General features: G+C 59.5%; 17 protein-coding genes. 1 reads left to right on the plus strand and 16 read right to left on the minus strand.

The features are described from left to right. Nucleotides 1-129: 129 nt before the first annotated feature. The 8 genes from rpoS to GIW28_RS04755 all read right to left on the minus strand — a co-directional run bounded on the left by rpoS (nucleotide 130) and on the right by GIW28_RS04755 (nucleotide 7262). A complete protein-coding gene (gene rpoS, locus GIW28_RS04720) occupies nucleotides 130-1140 on the minus strand; it encodes an RNA polymerase sigma factor RpoS (RefSeq protein ID WP_017137165.1) in 1011 nt (336 codons plus the stop codon). Between the two features lie 106 nt (nucleotides 1141-1246). Then, a complete protein-coding gene (locus GIW28_RS04725; protein WP_017137164.1) occupies nucleotides 1247-2089 on the minus strand; it encodes a peptidoglycan DD-metalloendopeptidase family protein in 843 nt (280 codons plus the stop codon). A gap of 209 nt (nucleotides 2090-2298) precedes the next feature. Continuing rightward, complete coding sequence (locus tag GIW28_RS04730) at nucleotides 2299-2934, minus strand: protein-L-isoaspartate(D-aspartate) O-methyltransferase (RefSeq protein ID WP_169850588.1); 636 nt, start codon at nucleotides 2932-2934, stop codon at nucleotides 2299-2301. A 41-nt stretch (nucleotides 2935-2975) separates the two neighbouring features. Beyond that, nucleotides 2976-3725, minus strand: coding sequence for a 5'/3'-nucleotidase SurE (gene surE / locus GIW28_RS04735; RefSeq protein WP_017137163.1), 750 nt, complete (start codon nucleotides 3723-3725; stop codon nucleotides 2976-2978). Next, the gene (gene truD, locus GIW28_RS04740; protein WP_169985389.1) at nucleotides 3713-4771 is read right to left on the minus strand and encodes a tRNA pseudouridine(13) synthase TruD; all 1059 of its coding nucleotides are present in this window, start codon (nucleotides 4769-4771) and stop codon (nucleotides 3713-3715) included. Before truD ends, surE begins: the two co-directional genes overlap by 13 nt. Further along, a complete protein-coding gene (gene ispF / locus GIW28_RS04745; protein ID WP_236445847.1) occupies nucleotides 4768-5241 on the minus strand; it encodes a 2-C-methyl-D-erythritol 2,4-cyclodiphosphate synthase in 474 nt (157 codons plus the stop codon). The genes truD and ispF overlap by 4 nt, the downstream gene beginning before the upstream one ends. A 54-nt stretch (nucleotides 5242-5295) precedes the next feature. Beyond that, nucleotides 5296-6141, minus strand: coding sequence for an S-formylglutathione hydrolase (gene fghA / locus GIW28_RS04750; RefSeq protein WP_236445849.1), 846 nt, complete (start codon nucleotides 6139-6141; stop codon nucleotides 5296-5298). 8 nt (nucleotides 6142-6149) lie between these two features. Then, nucleotides 6150-7262 carry an S-(hydroxymethyl)glutathione dehydrogenase/class III alcohol dehydrogenase gene (locus GIW28_RS04755; RefSeq protein WP_017137160.1) on the minus strand — a complete coding sequence of 371 codons (1113 nt, stop codon included), beginning with the start codon at nucleotides 7260-7262 and terminating at the stop codon, nucleotides 6150-6152. A 109-nt stretch (nucleotides 7263-7371) separates the two neighbouring features. Here GIW28_RS04755 and GIW28_RS04760 point away from each other — a divergent pair, with 109 nt between their 5' ends. Beyond that, entirely contained in the window at nucleotides 7372-8268 is an 897-nt protein-coding gene (locus GIW28_RS04760; protein ID WP_236445851.1) for a LysR substrate-binding domain-containing protein, read from the plus strand. Between the two features lie 112 nt (nucleotides 8269-8380). Here GIW28_RS04760 and ispD read toward each other — a convergent pair whose 3' ends face one another. The 8 genes from ispD to dnaE all read right to left on the minus strand — a co-directional run bounded on the left by ispD (nucleotide 8381) and on the right by dnaE (nucleotide 19845). Then, on the minus strand, nucleotides 8381-9088 hold the full coding sequence (gene ispD, locus GIW28_RS04765; RefSeq protein ID WP_236445853.1) for a 2-C-methyl-D-erythritol 4-phosphate cytidylyltransferase: 708 nt from the start codon (nucleotides 9086-9088) through the stop codon (nucleotides 8381-8383). After that, nucleotides 9085-9363 (minus strand): cell division protein FtsB, encoded by a 279-nt coding sequence (gene ftsB / locus GIW28_RS04770; protein ID WP_017137157.1) that lies wholly within the window; start codon nucleotides 9361-9363, stop codon nucleotides 9085-9087. Before ftsB ends, ispD begins: the two co-directional genes overlap by 4 nt. 170 nt (nucleotides 9364-9533) lie before the next feature. Next, entirely contained in the window at nucleotides 9534-10823 is a 1290-nt protein-coding gene (gene eno / locus GIW28_RS04775) for a phosphopyruvate hydratase (RefSeq protein WP_017137156.1), read from the minus strand. A 157-nt stretch (nucleotides 10824-10980) separates the two neighbouring features. Next, the gene (kdsA, locus tag GIW28_RS04780) at nucleotides 10981-11826 is read right to left on the minus strand and encodes a 3-deoxy-8-phosphooctulonate synthase (RefSeq protein WP_010212442.1); all 846 of its coding nucleotides are present in this window, start codon (nucleotides 11824-11826) and stop codon (nucleotides 10981-10983) included. 5 nt (nucleotides 11827-11831) lie between these two features. Then, nucleotides 11832-13463 carry a CTP synthase gene (locus GIW28_RS04785; RefSeq protein WP_078741105.1) on the minus strand — a complete coding sequence of 544 codons (1632 nt, stop codon included), beginning with the start codon at nucleotides 13461-13463 and terminating at the stop codon, nucleotides 11832-11834. A gap of 273 nt (nucleotides 13464-13736) precedes the next feature. Further along, a complete protein-coding gene (gene tilS, locus GIW28_RS04790) occupies nucleotides 13737-15056 on the minus strand; it encodes a tRNA lysidine(34) synthetase TilS (protein WP_236445855.1) in 1320 nt (439 codons plus the stop codon). Nucleotides 15057-15246: 190 nt separating this feature from the next. Beyond that, nucleotides 15247-16194, minus strand: a complete 948-nt coding sequence (locus tag GIW28_RS04795) for an acetyl-CoA carboxylase carboxyltransferase subunit alpha (protein ID WP_017137153.1) — start codon at nucleotides 16192-16194, stop codon at nucleotides 15247-15249. 129 nt (nucleotides 16195-16323) lie between these two features. Continuing rightward, nucleotides 16324-19845, minus strand: a complete 3522-nt coding sequence (gene dnaE / locus GIW28_RS04800; protein ID WP_017137152.1) for a DNA polymerase III subunit alpha — start codon at nucleotides 19843-19845, stop codon at nucleotides 16324-16326. Nucleotides 19846-19921 lie beyond the last annotated feature (76 nt).

The following is a 19921-nucleotide window of genomic DNA, read 5'->3' on the forward strand; positions in this document are numbered from 1 at the left end:
CCATCCAACACTGTTTCGTTGTTCAACAACGCCGACCCCACAGAACTCACCCACCATTATCGTTCGTCGGCAGCGTCGGATACAAACCAGCTCCCACACAAGCCCGCTCCCACATTTTGTACTGCGTCTTTATTGGAACAACGACTCACTCGACAAGCCGTTCTTCTCGAGGATCTCACGCAAGCGCTTGAGGCCCTCCACCTGAATCTGCCGCACCCGCTCACGGGTCAAGCCGATCTCTAGGCCTACATCCTCCAGGGTGCTGCTCTCATGGCCGCGCAAGCCGAAACGGCGAATCACCACCTCGCGCTGCTTGTCCGTGAGTTCGGACAGCCACTGGTCAATGCTTTGGGAAAGATCATCGTCCTGCAACAGCTCACAAGGATCTGTCGGGCGATCATCTGTCAGGGTGTCCAGCAGGGTTTTATCCGAATCCGGACCCAGCGAGACATCGACCGAAGACACGCGCTCGTTCAAGCCGAGCATGCGTTTAACCTCGCCCACTGGCTTTTCCAGCAGGTTGGCGATTTCCTCAGGCGAAGGTTCATGATCGAGTTTTTGTGTCAGCTCACGTGCCGCCCGCAGGTAGACGTTGAGCTCCTTGACCACATGGATCGGCAACCGGATCGTACGGGTCTGATTCATGATCGCCCGTTCGATGGTCTGGCGAATCCACCAGGTGGCATAGGTAGAGAAGCGGAAGCCCCGCTCAGGGTCGAACTTCTCCACTGCCCGGATCAAGCCCAGGTTGCCCTCCTCGATCAGGTCCAACAGCGACAGGCCACGATTGACGTAGCGTCGGGCGATTTTCACCACCAGCCGCAAGTTACTTTCAATCATGCGCTTGCGCCCAGCCGGATCGCCCTTTTGCGACAAGCGCGCAAAATGGACTTCTTCTTCGGGAGTCAGCAAAGGGGAAAAGCCAATTTCATTGAGGTACAACTGCGTAGCGTCGAGCGCCCGCGTGTAGTCAATGTACTTGTGCTGCTTTAACGCGGTGGCGTTTTTGGATTTGGTGCGAACTGAAGGTTTAGCAGCTCCTTCATCATTCGACATCGATTCCTTTTCGGTGAGGATCTCCATTTCAAGGAGAACCTCATCGTCGATGTCAAACTCCGGCGCTTCTTTACTGAGAGCCATTGTTATAGTCCTTTGGTGAGTTCGACCTCAAGCTCAAGCGACGCCTTTATCCTTGGCAACGCTGGAGCCTGTTCCTTCTACGTGAGGGAACAGGCTGTGCAACACATCAACGACGGGGTAGGAATTGCAGCGGATCTACAGGCTTCCCTTGGCGGCGAATCTCAAAGTGCAGTTTCACCCGGTCTGTACCAGTTGACCCCATTTCGGCAATTGTCTGTCCGACTTTGACCTGCTGCCCCTCCCGAACCAACAGCCTGCGGTTATGACCGTAGGCACTGACGTAGGTATCGCTGTGTTTGATGATGACCAGCTCGCCGTAGCCCCGTAAACCACTCCCGGCGTAAACCACTGTCCCATCAGACGCAGCTAAAACAGGCTGTCCCAAATCCCCGGCGATATCAATGCCTTTATTCAAACTACCGTTTGAAGAGAATTTTCCAATCAGCACCCCGTTTGAAGGCCATCCCCAACCGGTCGGCGCCGGCCCGGCAGGTGGCAACGGCGTGGCTGCCGGCTTGCTCGCAACCGTAGGCGCAGCGGTGCCTGCAGGCCTGGTGATGATTGTGGTTTTGCTTGAGGACGAGGCCGAAGATCCGGACTTTGTCACAACTGCCGTAGATGCCGAACCGGTACGCCCATCGAAACGGATGGTTTGCCCGGGATGTATCGTATACGGCACAGGAATATTGTTACGAGCTGCGAGCGCCTTGTAATCCCAGCCGTAACGGAAGGCGATTGAGAACATCGTGTCCCCCTTTCGCACTACATATTGCCCGGTGGTGACTGTCGGTTTTTGCGGCACGGCGCTGGCACCGTTTCGGTCGACAACCCGAGCGCCACTGGACGGAGAGCTTGAGCAACCCACCAATAAGGAACTCAAGACAAGGCCAAGCACCAGTCGCTGAAAACTTGTTTTACTCATACGCTGCGCTAGACCTGTGAGACTCACCCGCCGCTCCCTTTGTGCTGGCCGAACATGAATGCCTGTATCAGGCTTGAAATATGTCGCAAGTATAACTGGGCATTGGCTTTTTACCGGTACACGACTGAAACGAAAAATTCATCGCGTTTAAACCCGGCTTCCAATCATGTTGACTCAATAAGCCCCGCCGTAAGACACATCCCCATCAACAGAATTCACTGTTTGCAAAGAAATGATCAGGCCAGCGGGCCATTGAGCAGCGGAACGAAGCGCACAGCACCCAGTACATGCCGGGAAAAGCCTTCGTCCTCGCGAATAATGAGCATCAATTGTTGCACTTCGCCAGAGCCCACCGGGATGACCAAGCGCCCGCCAGGGGCGAGCTGATCGAGCAACGCCTGGGGCACATCGGTGGCGACCGCCGTGACGATAATGCCGTTATACGGCGCCAGCGCCGGCCAGCCTTCCCAACCGTCGCCCCAACGGAACACCACGTTGCGCAGGTTGAGCTCCACCAGGCGCTCCTTAGCGCGGTCCTGCAGGACCTTGATGCGCTCCACCGAGAACACCCGTTCCACCAGCTGCGAGAGCACGGCGGTCTGGTAACCCGAACCGGTGCCGATCTCCAGCACCTTGTCCAACGGCCCCGCCGCCAGCAGCAGTTCACTCATGCGCGCGACCATATAAGGTTGCGAGATGGTCTGGTTATGGCCGATTGGCAACGCAGTGTCTTCATAGGCACGATGCGCCAGCGCCTCGTCCACGAACAGATGCCGAGGCGTGCGCCGGATGACTTCCAGCACCTGGGCGTTGGACAGGCCTTCTTCATACAGACGCTGGATCAAACGCTCGCGGGTACGCTGGGAGGTCATCCCGATACCACGACGCAACAGGTCGTCTTGTTCACGCGCCATTAACGCAACCCCTCAAGCCAGCCATCCAGACTACTGAAGGCATCACTGAAGGTGCGATCGAGCTGCAACGGGGTAATCGAAACATAACCTTGCATCACCGCATGAAAGTCGGTGCCGGGGCCGCCGTCTTCGGCATCGCCGGCGGCGGCAATCCAGTAACCTTCCTTGCCACGTGGGTCGACCACCTTCAACGGTGCTGCCGCACGAGCGCGATGGCCCAGGCGCGTCAGCTGGATGCCGCGGATATGGTCGAGGGGCAAATTGGGGATATTAACGTTGAGCACCGTGCGCGGTGGCAAGTCCAGCGAGCCGTGGGCCTCCACCAGCTTGCGGGCGAAATACGCCGCCGTCGCCAGGTTATCCAGTTGCCGTGAGGCAAACGAAAAAGCGAATGAGGTGCGCCCCAGGAAACGCCCTTCAAGGGCCGCCGCCACGGTGCCGGAATACAGCACATCATCGCCCAGGTTGGCGCCCAGGTTGATGCCCGACACCACCAGATCCGGCTCCTGGTCCAACAAGCTGTTGATTGCCAGGTGCACGCAGTCGGTGGGGGTGCCGTTCACGCTGATAAAGCCATTGGCCAGAACCTGCGGGTGCAGCGGACGGTCGAGCGTCAGCGAACTGCTGGCGCCGCTCTTGTCCTGGTCCGGGGCAACCACCACACACTCGGCGTAATCCTGCAGCGCAGCATAAAGCGCGGCAAGACCGGGTGCGGTGGCACCGTCATCGTTTGATATCAGAATACGCATGGGTTGTCCGTCGGCCCCACCGGCACCAGATCAACAAGCTCGCGCACCAACACAGTGGCGAAGCATCCGGCCGGCAGGACGAATTCCAATTGCAGAATGTCAGGACCGGGATAATGCCACGTCAACCCGCCAATGGGCAGTCGCAGAATGCGACGTTCCTGGCTCATGCCAGCGTTCACCAGCCAATCGCGCAGCTCTGGCTCGCTCGCGGCAATGGTTTGCTCAAGCGTGTGGGTCGCGCCGCCGGCCGGTGAATCACCCTCGCCCCACTGTGGGCCGGTGGGGTGCAGATCCAGAATCGCCAGGCGCGGGTCGCTGCATTCAGCCTCACCCGCCGGAAAAAAACTGCGACTGTCGGTAAACGCCAGCAGGTCACCGACCTGGGCACGTTGCCAGGAGCCGTCCGCGACCCGCGCCGCCAACACTTTGTTAAACAGAAAGCTGCGCGCGGTCGACAGCAGCCGCGAACGCACATTGCGCTGCTCGGGCAACGCCTTGCGTGCCGCCCACTCACGGGCATCCACCACGTTGCCGCCGTTATGCCCGAAACGCTGGGCACCGAAGTAGTTCGGGATGCCGTGCTGGGCGATCAGTTGCAAGCGTGCGTCGATGGCGGCGGTATCGCCGGCCAATTGCGTCAGGCGCAGGGTAAACCCGTTGGCCGAATGCGCGCCGCGTTGCAGCTTGCGCTTGTGGCGGCCCATTTTGAGGATCTTGAGGGTGTCGTTTTCGGCCCCGCTCATGTCCGGGTCGGCCTTGCCCGGCAGTTGCACGCTGAACCACTGACGGGTCAACGCCTGACGGTCCTTGAGCCCGGCATAGCTGACGGTGCGCAAGGGCACGCCAGCAGCCTTGGCGATACGGCGCGCAGCCTCTTCGGTATTCAGGCCGCGCTTTTCTACCCACAGCCACAGGTGCTCACCGTCGCCGCTCAGGGGAATGTCCAGCACTTCGTCGACCTGGAAGTCTTCAGCCGTTGCCTTCAAAACCGCGCTGCCCAAGGCCTCGCCATAGGCACGCGGGCCCAGCAATTGCAGATCATTCATGCGCGCAGCAACAAGGCGACGGAGTGCACCGCGATGCCTTCTTCCCGGCCGGTAAACCCGAGCTTTTCGGTGGTGGTGGCTTTCACGTTGACTTGATCCAATTCAATTTGCAGGTCGGCGGCAATCAGCGCGCGCATCGATTCGATGTAGGGTGCCATTTTCGGCGCCTGGGCCACGATGGTGTTGTCGACGTTGCCGACCTTCCAGCCCTTGGCATGGATCAAGCCGACCACGTGGCGCAGCAAGACACGGCTGTCCGCGCCCTTGAAGGTCGGGTCGGTGTCTGGAAAGTGCTTGCCGATATCGCCCAACGCAGCCGCGCCGAGCAAGGCATCGCTCAAGGCATGCAGCACAACGTCGCCGTCGGAATGAGCCAGCAACCCATGGTGGTGTGCAATGCGCACGCCGCCCAAGGTGATGAAATCGCCTTCAGCGAAACGGTGCACATCGTAGCCGTGGCCAATACGCATAAAAAAACGCCCCGATTTAATTCAGGGCGTGATTCTACCTACTTTTGCCTCACATTAACCGAGCAAAGCACGACCATGATGTCGCAAATGATCTTCGATGAAGCTGGCGATAAAGAAGTAACTGTGGTCATAACCCGGCTGCAGGCGCAGTTCAAGCGGATGGTTGGCAGCCTTGGCCGCTTGCTGCAACGCCTCAGGCTTAAGCTGCACGGCAAGGAAATCGTCGCGATCGCCCTGATCCACCAGCAGCGGCAGTTTTTCCGAGGCTTCGCTGATCAGCACGCAGGCATCCCACTCGCGCCATTTGGAGCGCTCTTCGCCCAGGTAACGGGAGAAAGCTTTCTGGCCCCACGGGCAATCCATCGGATTGTTGATCGGCGAAAACGCCGACACCGATTGGTAACGCCCCGGGTTGCGCAAGGCACACACCAGCGCACCGTGACCGCCCATGGAGTGGCCGCTGACGCCGCGCTTGTCTGAAGCCGGGAAATGCGCTTCAACCAAGGCAGGCAATTCCTGCACGACATAGTCATGCATCCGATAGTGCTTGGCCCACGGTTCCTGCGTGGCATTCAGGTAGAAGCCGGCACCCAGGCCAAAATCCCAGGCGTTGTCCGGGTCGCCCGGCACACCCGGCCCACGCGGGCTGGTGTCCGGCGCGACAATGATCAACCCAAGCTCGGCGGCCATGCGCTGGGCGCCGGCCTTTTGCATGAAGTTCTCATCGGTGCAGGTAAGCCCCGACAGCCAGTACAGCACTGGCAACTTGCCGCCCTGCTCCGCTTGCGGCGGCAGGTAGACGGCGAAAGTCATGTCGCAACCGAGCACATCGGAATGGTGCTTGTAGCGTTTATGCCAGCCACCGAAGCTCTTCTGGCACGACAGGTTTTCCAGGTTCATGGCCGACCTCAGAAGTGGATGACGGTACGAATGCTCTTGCCTTCATGCATCAGATCAAACGCTTTGTTGATGTCTTCCAGGCCCATGGTGTGAGTGATAAAGGTGTCCAGCGGGATTTCGCCGGTCTGGGCCATTTCCACATAGCTTGGCAATTCGGTACGACCGCGCACACCGCCGAACGCCGAACCGCGCCAGACGCGCCCCGTCACCAGTTGAAATGGGCGGGTGGAGATTTCCTGGCCGGCACCGGCCACACCGATGATGACCGACTCGCCCCAACCTTTGTGGCAGCACTCGAGGGCGGCGCGCATCAGTTGTACGTTGCCGATGCACTCGAAGGAGAAGTCCACGCCGCCGTCGGTCAAGTCGACGATCACGTCCTGGATCGGGCGGTCATAGTCTTTCGGGTTAATACAGTCGGTGGCGCCCAGTTGCTTGGCGATTTCGAACTTGGCCGGGTTGATGTCGATGGCAATGATGCGACCGGCCTTGGCTTTCACCGCGCCAATCACCGCCGACAGGCCGATGCCGCCGAGGCCGAAGATGGCCACGGTGTCGCCCGGCTTGACCTTGGCAGTGTTGATCACTGCACCAATGCCGGTGGTGACACCGCAGCCCAGCAGGCAGACTTTTTCCAGCGGCGCTTCTTTAGGGATCTTGGCCACGGAGATTTCCGGCAACACGGTGTACTCGGAGAAGGTCGAGGTGCCCATGTAGTGGAAAATCGGCTGGCCCTTGTAGGAGAAACGCGTGGTGCCGTCGGGCATCAGGCCTTTGCCCTGGGTGGAGCGAATGGCCTGGCACAGGTTGGTCTTGCCCGACAGGCAGAATTTGCACTTGCCGCATTCCGGGGTGTACAGCGGGATCACGTGGTCGCCAACCGCTACCGAGGTCACGCCTTCGCCGATCGCTTCAACCACCGCACCGCCTTCGTGGCCGAGGATCGACGGGAAGATGCCTTCCGGGTCGGCGCCCGACAAGGTGTAGGCGTCGGTATGGCACACGCCGGACGCAACCACACGCAACAGCACCTCGCCGGCCTTGGGCATGGCGACATCCACTTCAACGATCTCAAGGGGCTTTTTAGCTTCAAAGGCTACGGCGGCGCGGGACTTGATCATCCGGGTTTCTCCAGGGAGTTAAAAACTGAGGCAGTGAGTGTAAAACATGGCTCACTGATGAATAATCCAGGCAAAAGCAAAACATTATTGCTGCACAGGGACAATCAACATGCTGGAAAACCGCTGGGAAGGCATCGATGAGTTCGTCGCCGTGGCTGAATGCAGCCAGTTCACCGCGGCGGCCGAGCGGCTTGGCGTGTCTTCATCGCATATCAGCCGGCAGGTGGCGCGCCTGGAAGAACGGCTGCAAACGCGCTTGCTGTATCGCAGTACGCGCAAGGTGACGCTCACCGAAGCTGGCCAGACCTTTCTGCAACATTGCCAGCGCTTGCAAGATGGTCGTGAAGAAGCGTTGCGCGCGGTGGGCGACCTCACCAGCGAACCCAAGGGCATGTTGCGCATGACCTGCGCGGTGGCTTACGGCGAGCGCTTCATCGTGCCGTTGGTCACGCGGTTCATGGGGCTGTACCCGCAGTTGCGCGTGGATATCGAATTGAGTAATCGCCAGTTGGACCTGGTGCACGAGGGGCTGGACCTGGCGATTCGCCTGGGGCGCTTGCAAGACTCACGCATGGTCGCCAGCCGCCTGGCACCTCGGCGCATGTACCTGTGCGCATCGCCGTCCTACTTAGCGCGGTATGGTCGGCCACATAGTTTGTCGGAATTGAGTCGGCATAACTGTCTGATCGGCAGCTCGGATATCTGGCAACTGGCTCAGGATGGACGCGAATTTTCCCAGCGAGTGCAGGGAAACTGGCGCTGTAACAGTGGGCAGGCGGTACTGGATGCGGCGCTGCAAGGGGTTGGGTTGTGCCAACTGCCGGATTATTACGTGCTGGAACATTTGCACACTAGCGCGCTGGTGTCGTTGCTGGAGGCGCATCAGCCGCCGAATACGGCGGTGTGGGCGTTGTATCCGCAGCAGCGGCATTTGTCGCCAAAGGTCAGGAAGCTGGTGGACTTTTTGAAGGCTGGGTTGGCTGAAAGGCCGGAGTACTGTGGCTGATTATTCGGCGCCTGTACCGACCTCATCGCGGGCAAGCCCGGCTCCCACAGGGGAATGCATTTCAAAGGTGGGAGCTGGCTTGCCTGCGATGAAGTCGACACGGTTTAACTGACTACCTGCGGTTAGCCCACCGTAACCTGAGCCATTCAAGATCCTCTGGCCGGGTCACCTTGATGTTGTCCGCACGCCCCTCGATCAAGCGCGGCGCTTGACCGGACCATTCCATGGCCGAGGCTTCATCAGTGATCACCGCATCGGCCACCAGGCTATCGGCCAAGGCACGATGCAACGCACCCAGACGAAACATCTGCGGCGTATACGCCTGCCAGATCAGGCTGCGGTCGACGGTTTCAACCACACGTCCATGTTTGTCCACGCGCTTGAGGGTGTCGCGCGCCGGCACCGCCAGCAGGCCGCCGATCGGATCATCCGCCAGTTCAGCCAGGAGTGTGTCGAGGTCATCCCGGCTCAGGTTTGGCCGCGCGGCATCGTGCACCAGCACCCAATCATCATCACTGGCGCCCAGGGCATTGAGTTGCAACAGCGCACTGAGCACCGAGCCCGAGCGCTCGTCGCCGCCGTCCGCACGCACGATGCGAGGGTCGTTGGCACACGGCAGGTTTGGCCAATAGGGATCATCGACAGCAAGGCTGACCACCAGCCCCTTGAGGCCTGGATGGTCGAGAAAACAGCCAAGGCTGTGTTCCAGAATAGTGCGCCCGCCCAGTTGCAGATACTGCTTGGGACGGTCCGCAGCCATACGGGCACCGACGCCCGCGGCAGGAATCACGGCCCAGAAGGCCGGTAAATCGTTACTCATTGGGCCAACTGGTAGAGGGTTTCACCCTCCTTGACCATGCCCAACTCATGGCGAGCCCGCTCTTCAACGGTCTCCGTACCTTTTTTCAGCTCAAGCACTTCGGCATCGAGGACGCGGTTGCGCTCCAGCAGACGTTCGTTTTCGGCATGCTGGTCGGCAATCTGCTGGGTCAACTCTTTTACCTGCGCAAAGCTGCCATTACCCACCCATAGGCGGTATTGCAGGCCAGCCAGCAACAAGAGCAAGACGAGGAACAACCAATTGGGACTGCGCATCGAAATCCGGGTATCCAGTAAAAAAAGACAGCCATGCAAAACTTCTACAGCAACTGATAGCACGAAGCCTGGAAGACCCAGGCTTGTGCTTGATAGCCATCAGATTAGCGCCGAAATACACACTGTCGTGAACTTTCCGACACAATCCTTAGACTTTTACCACTTAACAATCAGCCGCGAAACTCGCTACGACCGTTGTACTTGGCTTTACCTGCCAGCTGCTCTTCGATACGCAGCAATTGGTTGTACTTGGACACACGATCGGAACGGCACAGGGAGCCGGTCTTGATCTGGCCCGCCGAGGTGCCCACAGCCAGGTCGGCAATGGTCGAATCTTCGGTTTCGCCGGAGCGGTGCGAGATCACGGCAGTGTAGCCCGCAGCCTTGGCCATCTGGATGGCTTCCAGGGTTTCGGTCAGGGTGCCGATCTGGTTGAACTTGATCAGGATCGAGTTGGCGATCTTTTTATCGATGCCTTCTTTCAGGATCTTGGTGTTGGTGACGAACAGGTCGTCGCCCACCAGCTGGATTTTCTCGCCGATCTTGTCGGTGAGGACCTTCCAGCCATCCCAGTCGGACTCGTCCAGGCCGTCTTCGATCGAGATGATCGGGTAGCGCTCGGTGAGGCCTTTGAGGTAATCAGCAAAACCTTCCGACGTGAACACGTGGCCTTCGCCGGACAGGTTGTACTTGCCGTCTTCGTAGAATTCGCTGGCCGCGCAGTCCAGGGCCAGGGTCACGTCGGTGCCCAGCTTGTAGCCAGCGTTGGCCACAGCTTCGGAGATGACTTTGAGTGCATCTTCGTTGGACGCCAGGTTCGGTGCAAAGCCACCTTCGTCACCCACCGCAGTGCTCAGGCCACGGGCCTTCAGCACAGCCTTGAGGTGATGGAAAATCTCGGTGCCCATGCGCAGGCCTTCGGAGAAGGTCTTGGCGCCAACCGGCTGCACCATGAATTCCTGGATGTCGACGTTGTTATCGGCGTGCTCGCCACCGTTGATGATGTTCATCATCGGCACCGGCATCGAGTAAACACCCGGGGTACCGTTCAGGTTGGCGATGTGTGCGTACAGCGGCAGGTCCTGGTCCTGCGCAGCCGCCTTGGCAGCGGCCAGGGACACGGCGAGGATGGCGTTGGCGCCCAGGCTGCCTTTGTTGTCGGTGCCGTCGAGCTTGATCATCGCGTGGTCCAGGGCTTTCTGGTCCAGCGGGTCTTTGCCCAGCAACAGGTCACGGATCGGGCCGTTGATGTTGGCTACAGCTTTGAGTACACCTTTGCCCAGGTAACGGCTCTTGTCGCCATCACGCAGTTCCAGCGCTTCGCGCGAACCGGTAGACGCACCGGACGGCGCGCAAGCGCTGCCGATGATGCCGTTATCGAGAAGCACGTCGGCTTCGACGGTGGGGTTGCCACGGGAGTCGAGAACTTCACGACCTTTGATGTCGACGATTTTTGCCATTGTTGTAAACACTCCAAAGTTGACGAAAACGACGCAGCTGTAGGAAATCTTTTGACCGACCGCAAGGGTGGAACAACAGGGCAGACTTGCAGGCGACAAGGCTCAGGCCCGCAGGCCTGAGCGTTTAGCGTGGGATACTTTACCGGAGAAACGCGGCTTACGCGGTCTCTACCGTCGGAAAACTCTTGACCAGTTCGTCCAACTGCTTCAACTGGGCCAAAAACGGCTCCAGCTTGTCCAGGCGCAGGGCGCAAGGGCCGTCGCACTTGGCGTTGTCCGGGTCCGGGTGAGCTTCCAGGAACAGGCCCGCCAGCGACTGGCTGATGCCCGCCTTGGCCAGGTCCAGCACCTGGGCACGTCGCCCGCCAGCAGAATCGGCGCGACCACCGGGCATTTGCAGCGCGTGGGTCACGTCGAAGAATACCGGGTATTCGAACTGTTTCATGATGCCGAAACCGAGCATGTCCACTACGAGGTTGTTGTAGCCAAAGCTCGAACCACGCTCGCAGAGGATCAACTGGTCGTTACCCGCTTCCACGCACTTGTTCAGGATGTGTTTCATTTCCTGGGGCGCGAGGAACTGGGCTTTTTTGATATTGATCACAGCGCCGGTCTTGGCCATCGCAACGACCAGATCGGTCTGGCGCGACAGGAAGGCCGGCAACTGGATGATGTCGCACACCTCGGCGACCACGGCAGCCTGTTCAGGCTCGTGGACGTCGGTGATGATCGGCACGCCGAAGGCTTGCTTGATGTCCTGGAAGATCCGCATGCCTTCTTCAAGGCCGGGGCCACGATAGGAGGTCACGGACGAACGGTTGGCCTTGTCGAAGCTGGCCTTGAACACGTAAGGGATACCGAGTTTCTCGGTCACTTTTACGTACTCTTCACAGACCTGCATCGCCATGTCGCGGCTTTCCAGCACGTTCATGCCGCCGAACAGCACCATGGGCTTGTCGTTGGCAATCTCGATGTCGCCTACGCGAATGATCTTCTGGGCCATCAGGTTTACGCCTTCTTCTGATGTTGCGTCAGTGCTGCTTTAACGAAACCGCTGAACAACGGGTGACCATCGCGCGGCGTCGAGGTGAACTCAGGGTGGAACTGGCAGGCCACGAACCACGGATGATCCGGCGCCTCGACCACTTCAACCAGCTTGCCATCACCGGAGCGACCAGAGATTTTCAGGCCGGCTTCTTTGATCTGCGGCAGCAGGTTGTTGTTCACTTCGTAGCGGTGACGGTGACGCTCGACGATCACGTCCTTGCCGTAGCAGTCGTGAACCAGCGAGCCCGGCTCCAGCAGGCAGTCCTGTGCGCCAAGGCGCATGGTGCCGCCCAGGTCGGAGGTTTCGGTACGGGTTTCAACGGCGCCGGTGGCGTCTTCCCACTCGGTGATCAGGCCCACGACCGGGTGGCCGCTGGTGTGATCGAACTCGGTGGAGTTGGCGTCTTTCCAGCCCAGCACGTTACGGGCGAACTCGATAACGGCCACTTGCATGCCCAGGCAGATACCCAGGTACGGCACTTTGTTTTCACGAGCGTATTGAACCGCGGTGATCTTGCCTTCCACGCCACGCAGGCCGAAACCGCCGGGTACGAGGATCGCGTCAACACCTTCGAGCAGTGCAGTGCCCTGGTTCTCGATGTCTTCGGAATCAATGTAGCGCAGGTTGACCTTGGTACGGTTGCTGATTCCCGCGTGGCTCATCGCTTCGATCAGCGACTTGTACGCATCCAGCAGTTCCATGTACTTGCCGACCATGGCGATGGTGACTTCGTGCTCAGGGTTGAGCTTGGCGTCAACCACGGCTTCCCACTCGGACAGGTCTGCACCATTGCACTGCAGGCCGAAACGCTCGACCACAAAATCGTCCAGGCCTTGCGAGTGCAGGATGCCCGGGATCTTGTAGATGGTGTCGGCGTCTTCCAGCGCGATGACCGCACGTTCTTCAACGTTGGTGAATTGCGCGATCTTGCGACGCGAGGAAATGTCGATCGGGTGATCGGAGCGGCACACCAGCACGTCCGGCTGCAGGCCAATCGAACGCAGCTCTTTTACCGAGTGCTGGGTTGGCTTGGTCTTGGTCTCGCCGGCGGTGGCGATGTACGGCACCAACGTGAGGTGCATCAGCATCGCGCGCTTGGCGCCGACTTCGAAACGCAACTGGCGGATGGCTTCGAGGAACGGTTGGGATTCGATGTCACCCACGGTGCCACCGATCTCGACCATTGCCACGTCGGCATCGCCTGCACCCTTGATGATGCGGCGTTTGATTTCGTCGGTAATGTGCGGAATCACCTGGATGGTTGCACCCAGGTAGTCACCACGGCGCTCTTTGCGCAGCACGTGCTCGTAGACACGACCGGTGGTGAAGTTGTTGTTCTGGGTCATGGTCGTGCGGATGAACCGCTCGTAGTGGCCCAGGTCCAGGTCGGTTTCGGCGCCGTCGTGGGTGACGAACACTTCACCGTGCTGGAACGGGCTCATGGTGCCCGGGTCAACGTTGATGTACGGGTCCAGCTTGAGCATGGTGACCTTAAGTCCCCGCGCCTCCAGGATGGCCGCCAATGAAGCGGAGGCAATGCCTTTCCCCAATGAAGAAACAACACCGCCCGTGACGAATATGTAGCGCGTCATGAAAAACCCTAGAAGTCTGCGTTAAAGCGGTCCGAGCCGCCGGGGAAAGCGAAGGAAGGCCGAAGCCCCCGATCACCTGCATTAATCACAGTGCACCTTTCAAAAAAACCGCCGCGTGGTGACAGACCAGCAATGAAACACCGGTACGTTGATCGCTACACATTTTTTGGAATCGCCCAGCAAAGACTGCTTGGTAATCGGCAACTGCTGCGATTCAGTTGAATCCACAGAAGTTGTATCAAGAAGGGAGCGTAGTCTACCGGAAAGCCTCTATCAGCTCAAACCTTGATCGCACCTCTGTGGCATCCAATGTAATTGCCACTTGCCAGTCGAGCAGGCCCATAGCCCCGCAAGGGTTGGGACAGCCAGCAATTGCTCGCCCTGATAGAGCAGCGGCAATCTGCCACGGATGAAGCCCGGCAAGCTACTTTCATTCAGCAGGCGCTTCAAGTCCCGCCGGCCCCGACCAGGCACATCGATGATTTCGCCGCCCTGGCGATAACGAATCACCAACGGGCCTGCAGGTGCCTCTCCGATAAGTTCAAGCTGACCATTACCCGGTAACTCTAGTGGGTTTTGCGGATGGGGCCAGCTCACCGGCGTGTCGGAAAACGCTGAATAGGTGGAAGGCAGCCACCACACACGCTCGCCGCAGCGGTGCAATTGACCATCGGCCAGGCGCCACAGCGGTTGCGCATCACCCTTGGCATCCCGCAAGGAATACCAACCGGCCCAGTGGTCGCTGTCGGGCAAGCGCGTCAGCGGCGTCAGCCAGTGGCGCAGGGCATTGCGTTGGCGGGCATCGGAAAATTCGCGCAAGGGAGCGAGGGCCAATGACGGCAAGGCCAGCCAGGGAAACGGCGAAGGCTGGTCGGCGGTTTGCAGGTCAATGACGGCCAATTCGTCGAGCAAGCCCTGGGCTTCGCTCAAGTGCTCGGCAGTGCGGGCCAGGCTGGCGACCGCTTGGGGCCAACGCTCGCTCAGCAGCGGGAACACACGATTGCGCAGGTAATTGCGCGAAAATCGGGAATCGGCGTTGGATGGGTCTTCGATCCACTGCAACTGGTGCTGGTGCGCATAGGCTTGCAGCTCGACGCGTGAGACATCCAGCAACGGCCGCAGCAAGTGCCCTCCCCCCAATGGGCGATGCACCGGCATGGCCGCCAAGCCTCGCACCCCCGCGCCACGCAACAGGCGAAACAGCAGGGTTTCGGCTTGATCGTCACGATGCTGGCCGGTGAGCATCACCTGCCCTGCCCCGGTCACTTCGGTAAACGCCCGGTAGCGCGCCTCCCGCGCTGCACGCTCAACGCTGGCACCCGACTGGATTTGCACACGCACCACCTGCAAGGGCACGCCCAGCTCGTCACATACGCCCTGGCAATGACTTGGCCAGGCATCGGCGGCAGCTTGCAGACCATGATGGACATGGATTGCGCTGAGGGGCGGCAGGGTTTCGGTGTTTGCCAGGGAGGCCAGGAGGTGCAGCAGGACGGTGGAATCAAGGCCGCCAGAGAAGGCGATATGCCAGGCGGGGGCGTTGCGCCAAGGGGCGAGGTTTTGCAGAAGTTTGGCGGGTAAAGTCGGGCTCATCAAAAATACCGGCGCAGAACTGGAATACGGCAGCCAAGCATACACAAAGCAAATGTGGGAGCGGACTTGTGTGGTAGCCGGGCTTGCCCGCGATGCAGACAACTCGGTTTATCTGTTACACCGAGTTGATGCTATCGCAGGCAAGCCAGCTCCCACACAAGCCAGCTCCCACATTGGGTACTGCGAGGACTTAGAGGCCGTAGCTCATCAGGCGCTCATAACGACGCTTGAGCAGCGCTTCGTTGTCCAGCTTCTTGAGCATCGCCAGTTGCGAACCCAGCTCGGCACGGATAGTCGCAGCAGCGGCAGCCGGATCGCGGTGGGCGCCGCCCAATGGCTCGGCGATAACCTTGTCAACGATGCCCAGGCCTTTCAGGCGATCGGCGGTGATGCCCATGGCTTCGGCAGCGTCCGGCGCTTTTTCGGCGGTTTTCCACAGGATCGAGGCGCAACCTTCCGGCGAAATCACCGCGTAGGTCGAATATTGCAGCATGTTCAGTTGGTCGCAGACGCCAATGGCCAGTGCACCGCCGGAACCACCCTCACCAATCACGGTGGCGATGATCGGGGTTTTCAGACGGGACATGACGCGCAGGTTCCACGCGATCGCTTCGCTCTGGTTGCGCTCTTCGGCATCGATACCGGGGTAAGCACCCGGGGTGTCGATGAAGGTCAGGATCGGCATCTTGAAGCGCTCAGCCATTTCCATCAGGCGGCACGCCTTGCGGTAGCCTTCCGGGCGCGGCATGCCGAAGTTACGGCGAACCTTTTCACGCACTTCACGGCCTTTCTGGTGACCGATCACCATCACTGGCTGGTCGTCCAGGCGGGCAATACCGCCCACGATGGCCGCGTCGTCGGAAAAGTGGCGATCGCCATGCAACTCGTCGAATTCGGTGAAAATGTGCTGAATGTAATCCAGGGTGTACGGACGGCGCGGGTGGCGGGCCAGGCGCGCGATCTGCCAGCTGGTCAGCTTGCCGAAAATGTCTTCGGTGAGCGTGCTGCTCTTGTCTTGCAGGCGAGCGATCTCATCGCCGATATTCAGCGAATTGTCATTGCCGACCAGGCGCAGTTCTTCAATCTTGGCTTGCAGGTCAGCGATCGGCTGTTCGAAATCAAGAAAATTCGGGTTCATAAGCGTCCGTCTTGGGTCGACGGCCAAGGAGTGCCTGGCCAGCCGGTTGTCTATTCGCGCCCTACCTTAAGGGAGAGGCGCGTTTAGGTCGAGATTAAATGTTCAGCCGAGATCAGACGTATCTGACCGTCAGCGGTATTGGAGGAAGACGTTGTCTCGCCCGAACTGGTCACGCAAAGCTTGAATCAAGCCATCAGCGGGATCAATTCGCCACGTCTCACCAAACTGCAGCATCGCCTTGGCGTCATTGCCGGTGTATTCCATGGTCACCGGGCACGCGCCACGGTGACGTTTGAGCAAGTCACCCAACCAGCGTAGCTGATCGCCTTTAAGGGCTTCGGTCTTGACCTTCAAGCGCAGGCTTTCGGCCAGGTTGGTGCGCGCATCTTCCATGCTCATCACCCGCTTGATCCGCAAGCGCAGGCCGCCGGAGAAGTCATCGTTGCTGACCTCGCCTTCCACCACCACCATGGCATCGGTCTGCAGCAGCGACTGCGCGGAGTGAAACGCATCGGCAAACAGCGACGCCTCGATGCGGCCCGAGCGGTCATCGAGGGTGATAAAGCCCATCTTGTCGCCCTTCTTATTTTTCATCACGCGCAGGGCGATGATCATGCCGGCGACGGTCTGGGTATCGCGCGCTGGCTTCAGGTCGATGATGCGCTGACGGGCGAAACGGCGTATTTCACCTTCGTACTCGTCGATCGGGTGACCGGTCAGGTACAGGCCCAGGGTGTCTTTCTCACCTTTGAGACGCTCCTTGAGGGTCAGCTCCTTGGCCTTGCGATGGTTGGCATAAACGTCGGCATCTTCCTCGACAAACAGCCCGCCAAACAGGTCGGCGTGGCCACTGTCATGGGTGCGGGCGGTCTGTTCGGCGGCCTTGATCGCTTCTTCCATGGCTGTGAGCAGCACCGCCCGGTTGCGGTCGATGTTCGCCTGGTAAGCCTTCGGTTCATCATGGAAATACGGGCCGAGACGATCGAGCGCGCCACTGCGGATCAAACCATCGAGGGTGCGCTTGTTGATGCGCTTGAGGTCAACCCGTGCGCAGAAGTCGAACAAATCCTCGAACGGCCCATGCTGACGCGCTTCGGTGATTGCTTCAACCGGCCCTTCGCCCACGCCCTTGATGGCGCCCAGGCCATAGATGATGCGGCCTTCGTCGTTCACCGTGAACTTGAACTCCGAGGCGTTCACGTCCGGCGCGTCGAGGCGCAGCTTCATGGTGCGCACTTCCTCGATCAAGGTCACGACCTTGTCGGTGTTGTGCATATCCGCCGAGAGTACCGCCGCCATGAACGGCGCCGGGTAGTGGGCTTTCAGCCAGGCGGTCTGGTACGACACCAGGCCGTAGGCGGCGGAGTGGGATTTGTTGAAGCCGTAACCGGCGAACTTCTCTACCAGGTCGAAAATGTTACCGGCCAGGTCCGCGTCGATATTGTTGGTGGCGCAACCCTCAATGAAACCGCCGCGCTGCTTGGCCATTTCCTCGGGCTTTTTCTTACCCATGGCGCGACGCAGCATGTCCGCACCGCCAAGGGTGTAACCGGCCATGACCTGGGCAATCTGCATCACCTGTTCTTGATACAGGATGATGCCGTAGGTCGGCGCCAGTACCGGTTTTAGGCCTTCATACTGGTAATCGGAGTGCGGGTACGCCAGTTCGGCGCGGCCGTGCTTACGGTTGATAAAGTCATCCACCATGCCCGACTGCAGCGGGCCTGGGCGGAACAAGGCCACCAGTGCGATCAAGTCTTCCAGGCAGTCGGGCTTGAGCTTTTTGATCAGCTCTTTCATGCCGCGCGACTCAAGCTGGAACACCGCGGTGGTTTCGGCTTTTTGCAGCAGCTGGTAGGTAGGTTTGTCATCCAGCGGGATAAACGCGATATCCAGCGGTTCTTCGTCGACCTTGGCGCGCTCGCGGTTAATGGTCTTGAGCGCCCAGTCGATGATCGTCAGGGTTCGCAGGCCGAGGAAGTCGAACTTCACCAGGCCGGCTGCCTCCACGTCATCCTTATCGAACTGGGTGACCAGGCCATCGCCTTCTTCATCGCAATAAATCGGCGAAAAGTCGGTGAGCTTGGTTGGCGCAATCACCACACCACCGGCGTGTTTGCCGACGTTACGCACCACGCCTTCGAGTTTGCGTGCCATGTCCCAGATTTCGGCGGCTTCTTCATCGATCTTGATGAAGTCGCGCAGGATTTCTTCCTGCTCGTAAGCCTTCTCAAGGGTCATGCCGACTTCAAACGGAATCATCTTCGATAGACGGTCCGCCAAACCGTAGGACTTGCCTTGCACCCGCGCCACGTCACGGATTACTGCCTTGGCCGCCATGGAACCGAAGGTGATGATCTGGCTCACGGCGTTGCGGCCGTATTTCTCGGCCACGTACTCGATCACACGGTCGCGACCGTCCATGCAGAAGTCGACGTCGAAGTCGGGCATGGAAACCCGTTCCGGGTTCAGGAACCGTTCGAACAGCAGGTCGTATTCCAGCGGGTCAAGGTCGGTGATCTTCTGCACATAGGCCACCAGCGACCCGGCACCCGAACCCCGCCCTGGGCCTACCGGCACGCCGTTGCTCTTGGCCCACTGGATAAAGTCCATTACGATCAGGAAGTAACCGGGGAACCCCATCTGGATAATGATATCCAGCTCGAAATTCAGCCGGTCGACGTAGACCTGGCGCTTGGCGTCGTAGTCTTCGGTAGTGTCCTTGGGCAGCAGAACGCTCAATCGCTCTTCCAGACCGTCGAACGACACCTTGCGGAAATACTCATCGATGGTCATGCCATCGGGAATCGGGAAGTTGGGCAGAAAGTGCTTGCCCAGCTTCACTTCGATATTGCAGCGTTTGGCGATTTCGACCGAGTTTTCCAGCGCCTCAGGCAGGTCGCTGAACAGCTCGGCCATTTCATCGGCGCTTTTGAGGTACTGCTCTTCGCTGTAGTTCTTGGAGCGGCGCGGGTCATCCAGTGCCCGGCCTTCGCCAATGCACACGCGGGTTTCGTGGGCCTCGAAATCTTCTTTCTTGATAAAGCGCACATCGTTGGTCGCAACCAGCGGCGCGCCCAGCTTGTCGGCCAGGGCCACGGCGGCGTGCAGGTGCTCTTCATCGTTGGGACGGTTGGTGCGCTGGACTTCCAGGTAGAAGCGGTCGGGAAACACGTCCATCCACTCGCGGGCCAACACTTCGGCTTCCTGGGGGTTGCCGCCCAGCAGCGCGATACCGATCTCGCCCTCTTTGGCGGCCGAGAGCATGATCACGCCCTCACTCGCCTCAGCCACCCACTCACGCTCAATGATGATCGAGCCGTTGCGCTGGCCGTCGATAAAACCGCGCGAGATCAATTCGGTGAGGTTGCGATAACCCACGCCATTCATCGCCAGCAGGCTGATGCGGCTCAGGGGGTTATCCGGGTCTTTGTTCGACAGCCACAGGTCGGCGCCGCAAATCGGCTTGATGCCGGCGCCCATGGCGTTCTTGTAAAACTTGACCAGGGAACACATGTTGTTCTGATCGGTAACCGCCACCGCAGGCATGTTCATGCCCACCAGGGTTTTGACCAGCGGTTTGATCCGTACCAGGCCGTCGACCAGGGAGTATTCAGTGTGCAGGCGCAGGTGAACGAATGAAGCCGGCATAGTGATCCTGTCTAAAAACTTAGAAACAACAAGGCCCGGGATTGTACCGGGCCTTGAGCAAAACATCAGCCTCGCG

It is taken from the genome of Pseudomonas sp. PA-5-4B (genome assembly GCF_021606215.1).
In the GTDB taxonomy this organism is placed as follows: Bacteria; Pseudomonadota; Gammaproteobacteria; order Pseudomonadales; family Pseudomonadaceae; genus Aquipseudomonas; species Aquipseudomonas edaphica.

Bases quoted from the DNA above. Each gene is read 5' to 3' on its own strand.
- rpoS (WP_017137165.1), bottom strand. From the start codon at position 1,140: ATGGCTCTCAGTAAAGAAGCGCCGGAGTTTGACATCGACGATGAGGTT.
- GIW28_RS04730 (WP_169850588.1), bottom strand. From the start codon at position 2,934: ATGACCTCCCAGCGTACCCGCGAGCGTTTGATCCAGCGTCTGTATGAA.
- surE (WP_017137163.1), bottom strand. From the start codon at position 3,725: ATGCGTATTCTGATATCAAACGATGACGGTGCCACCGCACCCGGTCTT.
- truD (WP_169985389.1), bottom strand. From the start codon at position 4,771: ATGAATGATCTGCAATTGCTGGGCCCGCGTGCCTATGGCGAGGCCTTG.
- ispF (WP_236445847.1), bottom strand. From the start codon at position 5,241: ATGCGTATTGGCCACGGCTACGATGTGCACCGTTTCGCTGAAGGCGAT.
- fghA (WP_236445849.1), bottom strand. From the start codon at position 6,141: ATGAACCTGGAAAACCTGTCGTGCCAGAAGAGCTTCGGTGGCTGGCAT.
- GIW28_RS04755 (WP_017137160.1), bottom strand. From the start codon at position 7,262: ATGATCAAGTCCCGCGCCGCCGTAGCCTTTGAAGCTAAAAAGCCCCTT.
- GIW28_RS04760 (WP_236445851.1), top strand. From the start codon at position 7,372: ATGCTGGAAAACCGCTGGGAAGGCATCGATGAGTTCGTCGCCGTGGCT.
- ispD (WP_236445853.1), bottom strand. From the start codon at position 9,088: ATGAGTAACGATTTACCGGCCTTCTGGGCCGTGATTCCTGCCGCGGGC.
- ftsB (WP_017137157.1), bottom strand. From the start codon at position 9,363: ATGCGCAGTCCCAATTGGTTGTTCCTCGTCTTGCTCTTGTTGCTGGCT.
- eno (WP_017137156.1), bottom strand. From the start codon at position 10,823: ATGGCAAAAATCGTCGACATCAAAGGTCGTGAAGTTCTCGACTCCCGT.
- kdsA (WP_010212442.1), bottom strand. From the start codon at position 11,826: ATGGCCCAGAAGATCATTCGCGTAGGCGACATCGAGATTGCCAACGAC.
- GIW28_RS04785 (WP_078741105.1), bottom strand. From the start codon at position 13,463: ATGACGCGCTACATATTCGTCACGGGCGGTGTTGTTTCTTCATTGGGG.
- tilS (WP_236445855.1), bottom strand. From the start codon at position 15,056: ATGAGCCCGACTTTACCCGCCAAACTTCTGCAAAACCTCGCCCCTTGG.
- GIW28_RS04795 (WP_017137153.1), bottom strand. From the start codon at position 16,194: ATGAACCCGAATTTTCTTGATTTCGAACAGCCGATCGCTGACCTGCAA.
- dnaE (WP_017137152.1), bottom strand. From the start codon at position 19,845: ATGCCGGCTTCATTCGTTCACCTGCGCCTGCACACTGAATACTCCCTG.